Origin of the sequence: Viridibacillus sp. NPDC096237, from assembly GCF_050278625.1 — a bacterium.
GTDB lineage: Bacteria > Bacillota > Bacilli > Bacillales_A > Planococcaceae > Viridibacillus.
The window spans coordinates 1-17,247 of record NZ_JBNNTI010000002.1; the positions used below are offsets into that span (position 1 = coordinate 1).

Consider the following 17,247-nt stretch of genomic DNA (forward strand, 5'->3'; position numbering starts at 1 on the left):
TATTCGGTCGCACAGCAAACTAGGCTATCAAAGTCCGGTCGCTTATAAAAACTTAGCCCTTAAAAAAGTTGTTTGATTTAGTGTTGACATACCATTCTTCATAGTGTCCAAGTGTGTGAAGTATTTCATCTCGTTGTTTTACACTTAACTTGCTGAATACGTCGACATCATTTACAATCCCGTTAAGGTATTCTCCGTATTTGTTTAATTTTCTATAGTTTTCTAAGTAATCATCCGTACTATCTAAAATTGAATTTATGTCACCCGTATAATTAGCACTGTATAGAGCTAATGTCACACTATGTCTTTCCATATAATCAATATAATGTAACTCGGCAGGGGTGAATTTCTTTACTACATTACTACGTTTAGCGTTTCCACCGTCAGTTCACTGTGTTGGAAATTCAATTCTTTCGCATTAAAATAATATCTTGTAGTGATAGTAGTCATAAATTTTATGTTTGAACGGTCTGAATGTATTTTTGATTTTGCATAATGTAAATGACGTTCTACCTTTGTTCTATTAATTTTTTTCTTTTTTAATTCCGTCTCTATTATTTTGAATTCATCCGTTACTGGTTTTGTTGGGTATGTTTTATTTTGATTTGCAAATTTACGGTAGCTATTAGGGTAGTGTTCTTCGATATTCTTTCGTCACTCGTATTTTCACGAAACAATCATTATACCAAAGAATGTACAATCTAATTGACTAGTTTTATGTTCTACGTAACACCTTTTCAAAATACTATTCATTACAACACACTCATTTTTTTAAAACTTAATTTATCATCTTCTTCAATAAAAAAGAAAGCCCGGGTTCCCCTAAAAAATAGCGATCAATTAAAGTATTTTTATCTACTAAAATGGTTAATTTTATATAATATATCACTTTTTTTAATTATAACTAAAAAATAGAAAATTGTGTTCTATATGGTTATATCTTTTTCTAGAACAATCCAAATCATAAATATTGAACTAACCTGCACCTTGAGTTGAATAAGGAAAAAGATCCGTCTGAACAGCTCAAAGAACTTCTACTAATGCACCCCGTTAGTTGAATAACACAGTTTTATTAAATGAAATCCCGAAATAGCTATATTTTATAATAACCTGATTGATTGCTTCACTATGAAAAACACTAATCCCATAAATATCATCCTTTTTAGAAGCAGTGCCATCATCTAATTTTTTATAGGTAGCAGCAGGAGATGTGTTTGCCTTAATTGATACATCCTCTATATTCTTAAAACCATATTTTTTTGACTCATTATTATTATCCGTTATGATGAAACCTTGTAAAGCATTACTAACTTGTACTTTTGTTTTTGATGGCTTTTCATTATTATTTACTGATACTTCTATTATTTTCACTTCACGAAAGCCTTTATTACCAATTCCAATAACAACTGATTTATTACCAACAGCTGTACCAAGCGTACCTATTTCCAAAGGTGGATTAATTAACACGAAGGAATAAACACCACCAAAAGCTAATGCTAAAATTAGAACAGTAACCCAATGTTTCTTTTTCAAATTTTCTCCTCCTGCTTCCATCTGCCCCTATAGTTGAATAAAAAAAGAGCTGACTGAACAGCCCCAACAATCTTCCACTAATGCACCATTAGTTAAAGAACTTTGATAATACAAATGAGCCTCATAGCTGAAAGAAACAACCTCATAATGCCTTATAAGCTTTTTTCAACAAAACCACTCTAATTTTATGCATATGTATAATAAAGTTATGATGACGAATGAATTGAATTCAACGATTCAGCACGTTTAATACTTTCTTTCAAATAAATAGGTGCTATTGGGTGGCTTAATATCTCTTCAGTAGTTAACCATAATACTTTTTCTACCTCATCAGGACTTTTAGGAAATGCCTCACCAGAGTAATGTTCGCAAAGAAAAACAATATTTACTACATTTTCACCCGTACCAATTACAAAAGACGTACTTTGTACATAATTTAGCTTATCTTTTACTTTTACACCGACTTCTTCTAAAATTTCACGTTTCACTGTTCTTTCTAATATATCGGAGGAGTTCCCTTCTATATTTACCTCGCCTCCAACAAGAGAAAGCATACCACCAGCGTGTTCTTCTTTTTCACTTCTTTCAACTATTAGCCACTTATCCTTTTTCCTTATGGCACCTTCAACATTTACAATAAACATTTCTGAATTACCCCCAATAAATTCATTTTTCTTACTCCTTTAAAACCTACTAATTCCTGCTCTGTTTTAATCTTCTTTTGTGCTAATCTAAATCTAGCCCTTTGCTTAATAACTCCCCTTAACATTACCACTCCTACAAACAAAATACCTTATTACCCCAATATACTGCACCTTTAGTTGAACAAGGAATTGAACGCTTACAAAGGTTTAGTCAATCTCGACTTTTAATTAGACTTCCCTTTTATTAATGTTAGGATTTGATAACCATCCGAGGGAAGTCCTGCATAAGGTTTCAACCATTTAGGATAGATAATAGGAATACTCGTAAATATAAACAGGATGAGATTAAAATAAGTAATTCCATTTAAAAAGTTATTGGTTTCATAATACGTTACTTCTAAAGATGTGAGATAAGCACCCACAAATAGCAAAAAAGATACGATTGGACCACCTGCCATAAACATGATATTTTGAAATCTTGAAAGAGTATTCCTATTTTTCACGGAACAGAATCCAAAATATGCCCACTTTACATGGAAATTTATACTTCCAATTCTAAAATTTTGCTTATTTTTATCATTCGAAGCACCAAGATATACATACGACTTTCCCTTAGAAAATAGAGTGAAGCCAATAGCGTGGCCCACTTCATGTAATAGTACGGAAACAGGTATTCCTATTAAATAAACAAGAATAAATGAAATCATTTTCAATCACCTCTTAAATTTATATACGCTAAAATCTAGTTTCAGACCAATCTGTAAGTATACTCCAAGTAGCTTAGTTTTTTCTTATTCAACTAATAATACGACACCTAGTGCGTGACCTATTTCGTGAAGTAGTACAGATATAGGTATTCACAACCCACTTAGTGTTATTTTTATTACTTCGTTTATGACTCTCATTAAGCCAAGGACGTTAATTTCAAACCAACAGATGGCATATTTACCTGATTTTATAAAAATTACCTATCAATTTACTCATTCTCACTATAACATACAGTATAAATACTGGTAATTTTTTAAATAATTTGCTTCTATGAATTTAAAAAAATCGCCAATTGGACTTGGCAAAGTCTGAAAACGGTATGAAAGTTAATGCTGGAACTTAACAAAAGACATTCAGTATGTGAGCATTCCGAATGCCTTTTGTAGACAAACTGAAATCCCTAGCCTCTAAAGAGATTAGGGATTTCAGTGTACCTATTTTTAAAACTATCACGGTTTCACAATTAATTTGGAAACTGTTTTTGATTCTTGCTTTTTACCTCCTCACTATTCGTATCACTATACATTGCCGTACCTAATCCGCCAGTTTTTGCAAGCACTGCTTTTATTTCATTGTAAGACAAACCGGACTCTGCATTTTTTCTTTTTACCTCATCAATATCTGTTCCAGCAGACGTAAAATTGCCCCCGTTGTTATTATCCATAAAAACACCTCCATTTTGGTATGCCTTTATGTTCCCTCAAGGAAAGATTATTATGAGTGAAATGTATGGATCGCTGAAATCAATTGACCGTTTTTTTACTCTTGTCGATTCTATGGTATTCGGAAATTTGAATTACCCGAACAATACTTGTATGTAGCTCGTGATAGATACCTCTACTATCCGTGAACGTTACATACTGTTCTCTCTCACTTTGAATTAGTGCTTCTGCTTTTTCTTGAGATTCCACATGGATAAACCTTCTAATGTAATGCTCTTCATCAAAGAAGTACGTTATTTTGAATTCTTTCATGATTGTTTTTCTCCTCAAGTTTTTTTCACTATTATTCAATCAATTTTTATTTTTCGACTTCTTCTCTAGGTTATCCATAATGAAACACTTAACTCCATTTTTTTGTTGTTTTATTGGCTATTTTTCTATTTTAACAACATCAATCTGTCTTTTTGATTGGAAAAACGGTTAAAAAACTAATGTTAGCTAATAGTAATTTTCTTCCTGAATGGTTCATTTTCTTTTTGCATATTCTTCTTCTATTTTTTTCTTTATATTTTCATAACGTTGGCGTAAATCTTCTTTCACTACTTTATCTTTTATCTTCTCAATTAACAATTCTACATCCTTAATATCTGTTAAACCTTGTTCTAAGACATCTTTCTTAGCATTTTCCCAAGTAATTTTTTCAAATTTTATTATTTCTTCTGTTGCCTTTATTTGTGCCTCATTTTCGGCTGCTTTTAAGTCCTTTATTTTTTTGACTAAGTCATCAAGAAGTTTCTTTTCATTAGATACTTTATCTTGCGCTGCTTTTGATAATTTATCATATGCTTCTAAAGCAGCTTTCACTTCAGCTTCATTTTCAATCCCAGCTTTTTCTACAGTTAATGCTAGTGCTTTTGCATGTGCTTCACGAAAAACTTTTACAGCTGCTGTCGCTTCTGCTTCTGTATCTTGTGCTACTTTATAGCGATTAATTTCCTTTTTTTGCGCTGCTAAATTTGCAAGGTTTGCAAAATCAGCTTCTGTCGCACCTTTTGCTATAGCTGCTTTTACTGCTGTGTCTGCTGCATTATATTGTGTTTCTGCTTTTTCTAACTTTGTTGCATCATCAATTGATTTGTCTGTATAGAATGTGAGAGCTAATAAATTTGTTGTTGCATCTTTAATAGCCGCTTTTTTCACTTCTTCGTAGCGATTTATTTCTTTTCCTTGCGCTTCTAATTTTGAATAGTTTGAGCCGAAATCTGATACTGACGCACCTTTTGCTATTGCTGCTTTTACTGCTATGTTTGCTGCATCGTATTGTGATTTAGCTATTGTTAAACTTGTCGAATCCTTTATTGATTCAACAACTGTAAATTTGAGGTTCCCTAATTCATTTACTGCTTTTGTAATTGCTACTTCTTTCGATTCTTTTGCTTCATAGCGGTCAATCTCCACTTTTTGATCTGCTAATTTCCAATAGTTCGTTCCAAAATCTGACGTTACTGCACCTTTCGCTCTTGCGGCATCTACTGCTGTTTTCGCTGCATCATATTGTAATTTAGCCGTTGTTAAATTGGTTGCATAACGAATTGAATTTACAGCTGCATATTCAAGTCTTGCTAATTCTGTCGTTGCTTTTGTAATTGTTACTTCTTTCGATTCTTTTGCTTCATAGCGGTCAATCTCTGTTTTTTGATCTGCTAATTTCCAATAGTTCGTTCCAAAATCTGACGTTACTGCACCTTTCGCTCTTGCAGCATCTACTGCTGTTTTTGCTGCATCATATTGTAATTTAGCCGTTGTTAAATTGGTTGCATAACGAATTGAATTTACAGCCGTATATTCAAGTCTTGCTAATTCATTTGTTGCTTTATTAATTGCTACTTCTTTCGTATCTCTTCCTTCATATCGGTCAATCTCTCTCCACTGAGCTGCTAATCTCCAATAATTTACACCGAATTCTGACGTTACTGCACCTCTCGCTACTGCGACATCAACTGCTACTTTTGCTTCGTTATATTGCCTTCTAGCATCTACTAAATTTGTTACATGATTAATTGTGTACACTTCATAAAATTTTAAAGCTTCTAATTTAGCTATCGCTTCGTTTACGACTGAATAATAACTACCTGGGCCTGAATTTATCGTACCTGTTTGTCTTCCGTTATCTACTATAATTATTTGTCCACCTGGTATTGTAATCGTACCGTTTGCCACTCTTTTTCCAGCGTACCATAAACCATTGTATTGGATCACACCTTCATTTAATCTTGCACCGTTGTACAAATCGCCATCGAATATTCTAAGTACTGTATTCAATGCACCATTAATGTATAAATGTCCAGTGTTCGGGTGAAGTCCTGTAAATGCCGTCCCATTTAAGTAAAATACGCCTTCATACGTACCATTCGCTTTTTTCCCATTTGAATAATATATGTCTACTACTAAACCTGTATAGGCTTTACCCTTTAAGTAGTAAGTCCCTTTATATGTGCCAGTTGCCTTAGAACCATTTTTATAGTAAATGCTGTTTGCTATACCCGAATAAATTTTACCTTTTAAATAATATCTTCCTTTATATATACCAGTTGCCTTTTTTCCATTTTTGTAATAGGTATTACCTTTTGTACCAGTGAATAACTCTCCGTTTTTATATACTTTTCCTTTATAAGTTACCGTGCCTTTTACTACTTTTTTAGTAGCTTTGAAAACTAATATTCCATTAGAAATTTTGTAATTTGTTGCCGCTGAGGCATCTTCAGCTCCACCTACTACTGCACCTGTAATAATTGCCGCGCCTAACGATAATGATATTAACGGTTTAATAAATCTCAAATTATACTTTCCCATTCTAATCTCCTCCACTTTTCAACTACGCAGAATTTAAAAGCATACAACCAATCAACATTGACCAAATACGGTATTTTATGAATCGGCGAATACAAAAATGCCTAATGTGTATATAATCATGCTCAAAGTTTAAATTAGTTTGAAAATAAGATGCAGATTGAAATTTAATTAGAATGGAATCATATTCATTTTTTAAGATTTTAAAGTCACCTTGTTAGGCAGTTTATTACAACAAAAAAACGTAGCCAGAAAAGACTAGGCCACATTTAGCACATGTCTTTTCGACTACGTATTTTAAAATGGTTAAGGTTCGCTTAGTTTGCAACCTTCATCTCGGCATAAGCACCTGGAGATTTTTTTGTTTTGCTTTTTAGGACAACATAATATTTCGTGCCAGGTTTTAACTTATCATTTGGTGTTAGTTTCAATTGTTTTTTCGATGTATTTTGAACTTTAATGGACTGTTGTTTACCACCAATTTGTAATAAAGATACTTTCGCTTTTTTCATAGTGCTCCAGTTCATCTTCGTACTACTTTTAACGGTGATCGTTTTTTGAGCTGCTGTCAGATTAATACTTGAGAGCTTGTTGTAACTTTTCAATTGGTTTTTTAAGAAATCGCTGTGGCTGTACTCTACTTCTTTACCAATTGGTGTTGTGATATTTGGTTTGATGCCTATTTTCTGTATTTTTTTGCCGTTTGGTCCTGTGAATTCCCCAACGGTCAATTTCAATTGGCTGCCGTCTTTTAAAGGAAGTACTACCTGCATAACACCTTTGCCATATGTAGTTTGGCCGTATATTGTTGCCGCTTTTTGGTCTTTTAATGATGCTACTGTCATTTCAGAAGCACTTGCTGAATAGGCATCCGTTAAAATTGATACAGGTGCGTTCCATCTTACTTTTTGCTTCACTGGATCCATAGAATAAGTGTCGACTTTGTCTTTTAACAAATAACCAACTTTGGCTTTTGGAAATAATCCTATGACATCTCCTGCTGCTGTTATATAACCGCCACCATTACTTCTTAAGTCAAAAATCCATCCCTTCATACCAGGCATTGACTTGATTGCTTTTTGAATTTCTTTGCCACTATTCTCTGCAAAACTATTAAGACGTACAAAACCAATATTACCAGCTAGTTTTTCTGTTTCAACATTTGGTATATTGATAACTTTTCGCGTTAACGTTTTATTAAATGTACTGTTAGTTGTAGAACGATATATAGTTACAGTTACTTCGGTGTTTTCTTTCCCCGTAAGTAGCCCCCATACAGTTTGAAATGCTTCCCCTTTTAAATCTTTGTCTCCCACTGCTTGTATAATATCTCCTGCTTGCAATCCTGCTTTATCAGCTGGGCCACCTTGCATAATGGAGGTAATAACCACTCCATTTGGATTTTCTTCGAACATTACTCCAATCCCTACCAACTTCATATCAATTGCATTTGCAAATTCCTCATATTCATCTTTCGTCATATAAACTGAATATGGATCTAACTGGCTTGTCATTTCTTGAATTGTCTTACTATTTAACGCTGATTTTGATACATTCGGATAATAATATTTCTTCACTAATTCCTTAGCCTCATCCAGTGGTTCCGCTGCATACGCAACAGACGTCGTAAAGAAAACAAACAAGGCAATAAGACTCAACACATAAAAGCGTAATTTTTTCATAGTATCCCTCTTATAATAGTAAATTTTATAGACTATTTTACACCTATGAAAGGAAAAAAGATACTAATATAGTATATTTTTTCTGGTTTTTAGAAATTTATCCTGTTGTAAAAATCCTAACGATCGAAAAAATTAGGAGCTAGATGTTAATACAGTTGATTCTGAGCCTCTTTTTCAACTTATCTATTACAAATGTAAAAGAGCTCTGTGTAACAACACAAAGCCCTTCCATTTAATTCAAGTGATTTCCTATCCTACTATACTTATTTCTTAACAGTGACCACTTTCGCTTTACCTACATTCCCTGCCTTGTCTTTTGAATATATAGATAACTTTGAATTGGCTTTCTGTTTTTTAATAGCTACTGAGAAAGTTCCTTTCTTAGTTACTGTCGCTAATCCAATAATCTTATTGCCAGCTTTCACATAGACTTTAGAGCCAACTTCTGCTTTCCCTGTTACCTTTGTAGACGTCGTTTTCACTACATTTATTGAAGGTGTTTTTGGTGCAGTCTTGTCTACTACTGTAATTTTCTGAGAATCACTTGTATTACCAGCATCATCTGTTGCTGTTAAAGTTAGTATGTTCCCAGCTTTTTGAGTATTGATGTTAATAGAAAATGCACCGTTTTTATCCGAATAGCCAGTACCAATAAATTTTCCACCAGCTTTAATAGTTACTTTTACTTCAGCTTCTGTTGTTCCGTTTACTTTACGATCTTTATCAGTGACTCTCTTGACAACTGGTTTAGTTGGAGGTGTTTTATCCTCAACTATAATTGTTGTTTCTGAGCTCACTTTATCAGAAGCACTTGCAGTTACATAAAGAATTGTTCCTGCTTTAATCTTCTTATTTAATGGAATAGAAAAAGTACCATCTGCTTTAGTAACGGTTTGTCCGTAGAAATTATTTTTATCCGTTACTTTTACCAAAGTACCTGCATCAGCTGCACCTTTAATTTCCATACTCTCAGATGTCACTACGTTTACTTCTGGCGCATGTGGTGTCACCGTTGGGTCTGGCACAGGTGTTGGATCCAACGGAATTTTTGGATCTGGTTTTGGTGTTGGAACTACAGGCGTTGTTGGGTTTGGATCTGGTTTCGGTTTTGGATCTACTGGATTAACTGGATCTGGTTTCGGTTTTGGGTCTACTGGATTAACTGGATCTGGTGTAGTTTTTGAAGCAACAATTTCGAAAGAATTCGTTTTTGCAGTAATACTTTTATCCTCCAAATTAACTGAAGCAGTATACATGCCTACTTTAGATTTTGAGGAATCATAACTAAAGCTATATGTGCCGTCTTTAGTAGTTTTGATTGTATTATCTGTAATAACCTTTTCTCCATCTCTTTCGATAGTAATATTAACAGTCTCACTGTCGACAGGCTTATTATCAAGTATAACTTTTCCAGTTAGTTTTACCTTTTCGCCAAGTTCATATTTAGATTTGTCACTTTGCACACTTATGCTCTTTTTGGAGACTGGATTTGTATTCGTTACTTCAAAAGTAGTGATAGCAGGGCTTGCATTTTTTGCAGTAATTTGAATCGTATAAGATCCGCTTTCGTATCTTTTAGGAAATATAATTTTAGATATATTGCCGTTCCCATCTATTTCGGAATCTTTCCATTGGTAGGTTTCAACGACTGTATCCCCTTTTTTGACTTGCATAAGAGGAGCAGTTCCCGTTCCTGCTTTCCCATCCTTTAATACCATTCCCGAAATATTTATCCTATCTCCAGAAGTATATTGTTCGGCATTAGTATTTACTGTAATCGTTACACTACTAGCTGCAAAGGCAGGGAAAACTGCATTTAAAAATAAGAAAGTAGCTATTAAACTAGTGATTAGGCTTTTTTTCAAAACATTCACTCCCATATTGGTAGATAAGAAGATGGGAGGCAATTTCTGCCTCCCCCTCTCATTCTTTTATTAGTTAACTGTAAATGATTCTAATTTGCTTGAATCGGCTAGCGGAATAGGATTGTCATCGTTATCCCATACAAACACTTCCACTGTGTATTTACCTTTATCAAATGTTTCTAGTGGGATATCTACTCCAAAACGACTTCTCGATTTGCTATTAATCTCCTTAGAATTCACTTCTTTAAAGTAAACAACTGCGCCCTCTTCATCTTTAACTTGGAAGGCAACTGTAGGATTCAATGTATTTTTCCCTTGATTTTTTAAGTTTGTTTTGATGCTGACACTGCTATCTGTTGTGAAGGAATTAGCCTTTTCACCTTTTGAATCAGTTGTTGAAATGGATTCAACGCTTACAAAATAATTTGAAACCTTAAAATTAGTTTCAAGCTTTTCACTATCAGCACTACCAGCAGCGCCAATTAATAATTTGTAATCACCTGTCTTAGACAAAATATCAGGTGTAAAAGTACCTTCATACGTTTCACCTTCATACGTTTCTAAATCTAGTACTTTTCCTTCTGGATCAATAACTTTAGCTTCCCACACAATTGATTCTGAAGCCTCCGCACGAATATTCGCAGGATTTTCAACTGTTACATCACCACCGCCATTTGAAAGTTCTAATGATTTTACAAATGGTGCATTTAAAACAGCCCCTTTATAAATTGATATAGTTTTCTTAGTCAAATGACCCGCGAGATCTGTAACTTCGAAAACAACATCATTTCTTCCCTCATCTAATACTAATTGAACTTGTTGATCGTGTGTTAAAGCTCTCATTGCATATGGCTCTTTGAAATCATTTGTATATTCTTCGCTACCATTTACTAATAAGCGTAGCTCATCAAAGTTATCTGCAACTGTTACTGTGACAATTGGATCCACACCTTTTGTTGTTTCATTAGGTTTTTCACTTTCAGTTGTTCCATTAGGCTCTTTACTTCCTGGTTCTTCCTTAGGTTTTTCACTCTCAGTTGCATCATTAGGTTTTTTACTTCCTGCTTCTTCATTAGATTTTTCACCTTCAGAAGGGACAACAGGATCTTTACTCTCAGTACCTTCTTTAGGTTCTTTATTTTCATTAGATTCTTTATTTTCTTTAGGATCTTTACTTTCTGGTTTCTTAATAGAACCTTCATCACCAGTAGCAACAAAATTATTAGCTGGTAGGTTACTTACAGAAAGTGTAGGTGCTTGTGTATCTATCATTACTTGTCTTCTAAATTCAATTTTATTGCCAACTTTATCTGCCCCTTCAATATAAATATCATGGACACCATCTTCTGTGAATGTAATATGTGTGGCAAATTCATGCTTTTTTGTCACTTCGTTGTACTTTGTTTTTACATCTTGTGAAGTAGGATTTAATTTTTCGCCCTTGATTTTCAAGTAATCTACTTGAGATGCATCTGTTACATAACCAGAGAAAGGTACTTCACGAGTATCATAAACACCTTGTGCTTCTGGTGTATCAGATATGATAAATGGAATTGTGTTATCTCCAGGACCTGATATATCTTGTCCACTATGATTATTCGCATAGTCATATGCTACAACTTTGATTTTCCCTTCACCCTCAATTTTCCCTACGTTCAATTTAAATTCACTACTTGTACCAGGATTTACTGAACCTGAGAGTTTACCATCTACATAAACTTCAATATATTGTAATCCACTACCTTTATCAGTAGCATTGAAAGAAAGAGTACCCGTTTTTTTGCTGAAAGATAGTTTTGAAACAACCGGTGCTGTGTTATCAACAATGACAGGAATTTTAGTTACTTGTTGTTCTTTACCGCCAAAATCGACCTGTGTTTTTACTTGATAATAATATGTTCCATCAGCAGCCACTTTGTTACTCAGTTTTCCATCCCATTCTGTATAGCTTGGTTTATATGAATAGATAGAGCTAGCTGATTTACCATTGTGATAATTTTTGCGCTGTTCTTTATCAGTTCGAAGCTTGCGTAATATTTTACCAGTTTCATCAGTAATAGCGTATTCAACAGTTTTACTATTCCGCAAGAAAGAAAGAACTGGAGCTACCGCTTCATTTTTGCCATCTCCATTTGGAGAAATAGCAATTAAGCTTTTACTATATTTTTTAGTAAATGGATTGTATCCAAGATAATAACCTTCTTGATCTAACATTCCTGATTTTTTATAATAAGAACCCGTGTCAAAGATCATTTGATCTAATACTGGTGGCTTATTCCAATCGCCTTTAAAGCCTAGGTAAGGAACAGATAAGTCCGGGAATACTATGTCCTGTGATTTATTTGTAAGCGTGATAAATCCTTCAACGAAGTAACCGTTCTTTTGAATGTTTTCTAATGCTGTATTAGCCTTACTAAGATCTACTTCAACAGTAATATCTTTAGATTTCCCAGCAAATAATGTAACCTGCGGCGTATCAATCGTTACTACTGCGTCTTTAATAACTTGTTCCTTTATAGCATTGCTTGCTGTTTCTTCTGAACCTGAAGTCGCATCAGTTAAAACAGAGGCGTCTACATTATAAGTAACTTTTTCATCGCTAAAGTTTGTAGCCGTAACAGTCATGCTGAACTTGTCCTTGCCAATTTCCTTCAGTTCAATTTTACCTTCTTTTGTATCCTTCGCTTCAACATATACTGGAGTTGTAACTGCAGCATTCAATTGCATTAACCCCGCACCTTGTAAACGCGGTGAGTAAGCAATATTATCATTTGATGCATCCGTTACAATTTTAGCGGTATTCATCAGTAATGTTTTCGCACGTTTCACTTTTTCTACACCTTTTAAACCTGGGAACAATTCTTGAACCTTTTCCAAGACAAGTGCTGCACCACCTGATACATGTGGAGCTGCCATCGATGTCCCACTCATGACACCATACTTATCATCATTTAAAGTCGAGTAGATTTGTCCGCCTGGAGCAGTAATCTCAGGTTTCATCTCAAGGCCGGGTGAGACGCCCCAAGAACTAAAGTTCGACATTTTCCCAGCAGAGCCATTGATGACTGTAGTCATTTTTCCACTAAACTCCACTTTACCGACTCCACCTGCTGCTTTAAGTTTTGTTTCCAAAGTGGTACCATCTGCTACACTTAAAGTAACGAATGGAATAGTTGGATTATTTAACGCCATACTGACATAATCACCATGTGCTGCGGTTCCTCTAATAATGACACCTGCTGCACCTGCTTTTTCAGCTTGTAGTTGAATTTCTCCATAATTAGGATTTGCAGCTGATCTGACTGCGAATACCACTTTCCCTTTTACATTTTTACCAGTATATTGAGCTTGACCGCCATCACCAACGTAGATAACATCTTTTCCAACACCTTTGCCAAATACTTCAAGAGGCAATGGGGAAGATTGCTTTTTATAAGCAATTGGAAAAGTTTCAGAACCAATTTTCAGTGACATCTGATCCAAAGTAAGCTTGTCATTCTCAAGAGATGCAACCGATATTGAACTAGGTGCAAGACTAGGAGCTCCAACAAGTCCAATATCAGGATTTGTTGCTAAGGGATTTTCTGTATAATTAGCTCCAAACTGACTTGAATTACCGGCAGAAATGGACATTAATACACCATTCTCTACTGCTCTTTCAACGGCTTTTTGTTCTAGACTATCTGAATCAGCAAAGCCTGCTGTTGAGCCTAAACTCATATTCAAGACATCTGCACCAAGAATAATTCCATCATCAATAGCTTTGATATAAATATCTCCAAATGTTGATGGCATCGCTGGGTCATTACCGAACACTTTAAGTGCCAATAACTGAGCCTGTGGTGCTATCCCTTTAATACCATTTCCATTTTCATCGCCGTTTGCTCCTACAGTACCTCCTACATGCATACCATGCATTGAGGCATCAGGACCAAGATCTAGAATTTCACTGTTTTTATCGGCATAGTTATAGCCGTAAGGGACCTTAACATTGTAAAATTGCCCAGGAAGTTTACCTGCTTGAACTAGGCCACTCACTTTTGTTTTAGTTAATTTATGTTTGGTATCATCCTGTAATTGCATATCTTTATGTTCATAGTCAATTCCTGTATCAATAATACCTACAACCATGCCTTTCCCATCATAACCAGCATTCCAAGTTTGAATTGCTTCTACCATATCTTTACTCGAGAGCATGGTAGGTTTTTCAGTCGGTCTTTTGTATTCATTTACAATGCTCACCGCTTCAACATTCGGCAGTTTTTCAAGCTCTTCAATTTGACTATATTCAATTTCTCCACTGACTCCATTGACAACAGTAGTGAATGTATTTTCCACTTCAAATTCAATTTTTTCTTCTTTTACATCCGAGATAAATTCAGAATGCTCTTCCTTCACATCTTTTTGCAATTCTGTTTTCTTCTCTGTCTCTAAATCTTTATATCTAATACCCCTTTTAGTAGAGTAGTTGATAGCTGGGTCTCCTTCTAACTCAACGATTACCCTTACAATATCACTATCCTTATAATCATAAGAGACATCTTCAATTTTTTTGTCGGATTTTTGGATTTTAACTAACTTGTCGATTTCACTCGTTTCAGCTTTTGTAATATTAGTACCAAAAGCAACATTAGAAACCGTTAATAGAGAAACCAAACCAATTACTACACTCTTTCTAAATCTTCGAATTTTCTTCATTCGCTTCTCCCCTTTTTCAAATAATGGAATAATGAACCCCTCCGCTCCTCTCTACTAAAATAAACCTAGCAATTTAATTTCAACTATTTTACTAGGTATACAAAATGTAGCATTACAAATTTAGCTAGTAAATAGCGAAATTTGTAATATTTTGAATATTCCAAAATATATTTACATTCATTAAAATATTTCTTTTACATTTATTTTCTTTATAAATTCAAATTGTTCAATAATGCATTATATTAATTACTTTAAAAAGAAAATATCAGAAGGCTATCACAGAAAATATGAGAATATTAGAGGATTTTCTACTTTTTTCGCTATTTTTCTACATTAAAAATAGCCATGACTTAATCGACATGACTACAGATATTTCATAACTATTTAATTGACTTAATCGCTTCTTTTTTTGATTTCTGTTATATGGTTAACCGACAAAATAGCTGTTTCATAATTTCTAGCGGATGTGCTATTGAAGCAGTCTGATTTAGATGCACATTAATTGAATTTCTTGCCAATATTTGTAGTTATTGTTACGATGGATAGGGCATTAAAAGACAACTATTTCAATGGTTTTGAAGGAGGAAAACGATTAATGAATGCAACCAAAATATGTACCGGCGTTATGGCAGCGGGACTGGCAATTTCTCTATTACTGTCGCCGGTAAATGTCTCTGCTACCTCGCAGAAGAACACAGAACTGAAGCAAAATATTCGAGAAATTAAATCTCTAACGTCAAAGGATTACAAGGATTTAGAGTTTCTAAAACCTTTACTGAAGGATAAAACCGTCGTTAGCCTCGGTGAAAACTTCCATCGCGTCGCAGAATACAGCAGTATCAAAACAAGACTGATCAAATATTTGCATGAAGAGCTTGATTTTGATGTCATTGCTTTTGAGGCAGGGCTTGGCGATTCCTTTGCCGCTTATGAGAATGCCAATTCTTTGACTTCTAAAGAAATGATGGAGCGCTCTATTTTTCCGATATGGCATTCCAAAGAGACGCTTGGTTTATTCGATTATATTAAGAAGCAGCGGGAATCAGACAAGCCCTTATACCTTGCCGGTTATGATATGCAGTTTACGTCGGGGCATTTAACGCAATTTATTGGGAATTGGATTTCCAAGGTAGATAAAGATCAAGGGAAAAATTATGTAGAATTTGAAATGCAAGGGCTAACCGATTTCTATACAGTCTTCAACAAATATGGCATGGATAACGATAATAATCCTCAAGCCAAGAAGGAAATTAAGAAAGTGAAAGATGAATACGAACCGAAATACGAGGCATTGATTCAGTTCATAAAAGATAACAAGGAACAGCTTGCTGCGGCATATCCTAAAAATCCTCAAATGGTTAATATCGCAGTGAAAACGCTGGAAGATCGCATCAAGTTTATCGAAATGGGGATGTACAGTACTAAGGAAAGTTATGAATTCAGAGATCGTATCATGGCTGACAACGTAGAGTGGTTAATGAAAGTAATGTACCCAGGTAAAAAGGTAATTTTATGGGCGCATAACGACCATCTTGCGAAGAATACTTCCAAGATAACTACGAAAGAACAGGGAAAATGGATAAACAGCTTCACTAGTATGGGAGAACTGCTTCACAAAAAGCTAAAAGATAAGGAATATGTGATGGGTCTGTATATGAATAGCGGAAAGGCAAGTACGATTACGACTCAGAAACTCTTCAATATCAAGCCGATGCCTAAGGGAAGCTTAGAACATCTGATGATGCAGAGTGGCTATAAGGTTGCATTCGCCGATCTATCCACGCACAAATCATCGAATAAAAATAACGCTTGGATGTTCAATCCAATTTATGCTGCTGAGGACGGAATGACATCCGAGATTGTTAAGCCGATGTCGATGAGGTTTGTTCCTAAAGAACAGTATGACGGCATTATCGTCTTTGATAAAGTGAAAGAGCCGACTACGAAGTACTAACGATATAGAACTCAATTGCTTTAGTCCGAAGCTATAAATTAGGTAAAGGTTAAACAGCGATTGATACAAGTAATATGATGGATTTAGCTGCATATTTTAATGGATTCTAGTAACAAATAAAAATAGTCGAATATGAAGTGAGTTTTAAAAAGTTAGATTGAACTGTTCCTTTATAAATGGACAGTTTAATAAAAGCTATTTACGCTGATTAAATCCCCATTTATTGACTCCGGTATTGTGCCGGAGTCATTTTCTTTAAACTTAACTGTGGCACTGATTGATTTGGGTTATGGTACCGATTGATTCTTATGATTAAGAAATTTTTTTCTTTTGATCCTTTTTGAAAGGACTGTCGTGAGTTTCCCTACCCAAATCATTGAGTCACTTCTTCAATTATTTCTCCATTTTTCATCCAAACAGTACTCAATTATTCAGAATTTTCATACAATATAATATCAATCATTAAGTACTCACCACCTTTTTTATCTACACAATTAGCAGATGATACGAGAGCTTCAAAAAGTAAGTTCTTCATTGCATTCGCTGGTATTAAGTCCGTATCCAATTCATCCCGATACAATTCTACTGTTT

General features: G+C 34.6%; 12 protein-coding genes. 1 reads left to right on the top strand and 11 read right to left on the bottom strand.

Annotation, left to right across the window (positions count from 1 at the left end; translation table 11 throughout):
- Positions 1-52 precede the first annotated feature (52 nt).
- From ACQKMD_RS02905 to ACQKMD_RS02950, 10 genes are all read right to left on the bottom strand, one after another.
- Positions 53-298, bottom strand: coding sequence for a hypothetical protein (locus ACQKMD_RS02905; RefSeq protein ID WP_427749321.1), 246 nt, complete (start codon positions 296-298; stop codon positions 53-55).
- Between the two features lie 752 nt (positions 299-1,050).
- Positions 1,051-1,533 carry a hypothetical protein gene (locus ACQKMD_RS02910; RefSeq protein ID WP_427749323.1) on the bottom strand — a complete coding sequence of 161 codons (483 nt, stop codon included), beginning with the start codon at positions 1,531-1,533 and terminating at the stop codon, positions 1,051-1,053.
- 206 nt (positions 1,534-1,739) lie between these two features.
- Complete coding sequence (locus ACQKMD_RS02915; RefSeq protein ID WP_427749324.1) at positions 1,740-2,177, bottom strand: NUDIX hydrolase; 438 nt, start codon at positions 2,175-2,177, stop codon at positions 1,740-1,742.
- Between the two features lie 224 nt (positions 2,178-2,401).
- Positions 2,402-2,884 carry a hypothetical protein gene (locus tag ACQKMD_RS02920; protein WP_427749326.1) on the bottom strand — a complete coding sequence of 161 codons (483 nt, stop codon included), beginning with the start codon at positions 2,882-2,884 and terminating at the stop codon, positions 2,402-2,404.
- Positions 2,885-3,408: 524 nt separating this feature from the next.
- Entirely contained in the window at positions 3,409-3,609 is a 201-nt protein-coding gene (locus ACQKMD_RS02925) for a gamma-type small acid-soluble spore protein (RefSeq protein WP_427749328.1), read from the bottom strand.
- Between the two features lie 79 nt (positions 3,610-3,688).
- Complete coding sequence (locus ACQKMD_RS02930; protein ID WP_427749330.1) at positions 3,689-3,919, bottom strand: hypothetical protein; 231 nt, start codon at positions 3,917-3,919, stop codon at positions 3,689-3,691.
- 213 nt (positions 3,920-4,132) lie between these two features.
- The gene (locus ACQKMD_RS02935) at positions 4,133-6,460 is read right to left on the bottom strand and encodes a hypothetical protein (protein WP_427749331.1); all 2,328 of its coding nucleotides are present in this window, start codon (positions 6,458-6,460) and stop codon (positions 4,133-4,135) included.
- 314 nt (positions 6,461-6,774) lie between these two features.
- Complete coding sequence (locus tag ACQKMD_RS02940) at positions 6,775-8,139, bottom strand: S41 family peptidase (protein WP_427749333.1); 1,365 nt, start codon at positions 8,137-8,139, stop codon at positions 6,775-6,777.
- A gap of 263 nt (positions 8,140-8,402) precedes the next feature.
- A complete protein-coding gene (locus tag ACQKMD_RS02945) occupies positions 8,403-10,004 on the bottom strand; it encodes an Ig-like domain-containing protein (protein ID WP_427749335.1) in 1,602 nt (533 codons plus the stop codon).
- Between the two features lie 69 nt (positions 10,005-10,073).
- A complete protein-coding gene (locus ACQKMD_RS02950) occupies positions 10,074-14,702 on the bottom strand; it encodes a S8 family serine peptidase (RefSeq protein ID WP_427749337.1) in 4,629 nt (1,542 codons plus the stop codon).
- 595 nt (positions 14,703-15,297) lie between these two features.
- Here ACQKMD_RS02950 and ACQKMD_RS02955 point away from each other — a divergent pair.
- The gene (locus ACQKMD_RS02955) at positions 15,298-16,656 is read left to right on the top strand and encodes an erythromycin esterase family protein (RefSeq protein ID WP_427749338.1); all 1,359 of its coding nucleotides are present in this window, start codon (positions 15,298-15,300) and stop codon (positions 16,654-16,656) included.
- A 427-nt stretch (positions 16,657-17,083) separates the two neighbouring features.
- Here ACQKMD_RS02955 and ACQKMD_RS02960 read toward each other — a convergent pair whose 3' ends face one another.
- On the bottom strand, positions 17,084-17,221 hold the full coding sequence (locus tag ACQKMD_RS02960; protein ID WP_427749340.1) for a hypothetical protein: 138 nt from the start codon (positions 17,219-17,221) through the stop codon (positions 17,084-17,086).
- Positions 17,222-17,247 lie beyond the last annotated feature (26 nt).

What these genes read in the sequence shown, in the direction of transcription:
- ACQKMD_RS02915 (WP_427749324.1), bottom strand. Translation starts at nt 2,177, where the DNA reads ATGTTTATTGTAAATGTTGAAGGTGCCATAAGGAAAAAGGATAAGTGG.
- ACQKMD_RS02935 (WP_427749331.1), bottom strand. Translation starts at nt 6,460, where the DNA reads ATGGGAAAGTATAATTTGAGATTTATTAAACCGTTAATATCATTATCG.
- ACQKMD_RS02930 (WP_427749330.1), bottom strand. Translation starts at nt 3,919, where the DNA reads ATGAAAGAATTCAAAATAACGTACTTCTTTGATGAAGAGCATTACATT.
- ACQKMD_RS02955 (WP_427749338.1), top strand. Translation starts at nt 15,298, where the DNA reads ATGAATGCAACCAAAATATGTACCGGCGTTATGGCAGCGGGACTGGCA.
- ACQKMD_RS02950 (WP_427749337.1), bottom strand. Translation starts at nt 14,702, where the DNA reads ATGAAGAAAATTCGAAGATTTAGAAAGAGTGTAGTAATTGGTTTGGTT.
- ACQKMD_RS02940 (WP_427749333.1), bottom strand. Translation starts at nt 8,139, where the DNA reads ATGAAAAAATTACGCTTTTATGTGTTGAGTCTTATTGCCTTGTTTGTT.
- ACQKMD_RS02920 (WP_427749326.1), bottom strand. Translation starts at nt 2,884, where the DNA reads ATGATTTCATTTATTCTTGTTTATTTAATAGGAATACCTGTTTCCGTA.
- ACQKMD_RS02925 (WP_427749328.1), bottom strand. Translation starts at nt 3,609, where the DNA reads ATGGATAATAACAACGGGGGCAATTTTACGTCTGCTGGAACAGATATT.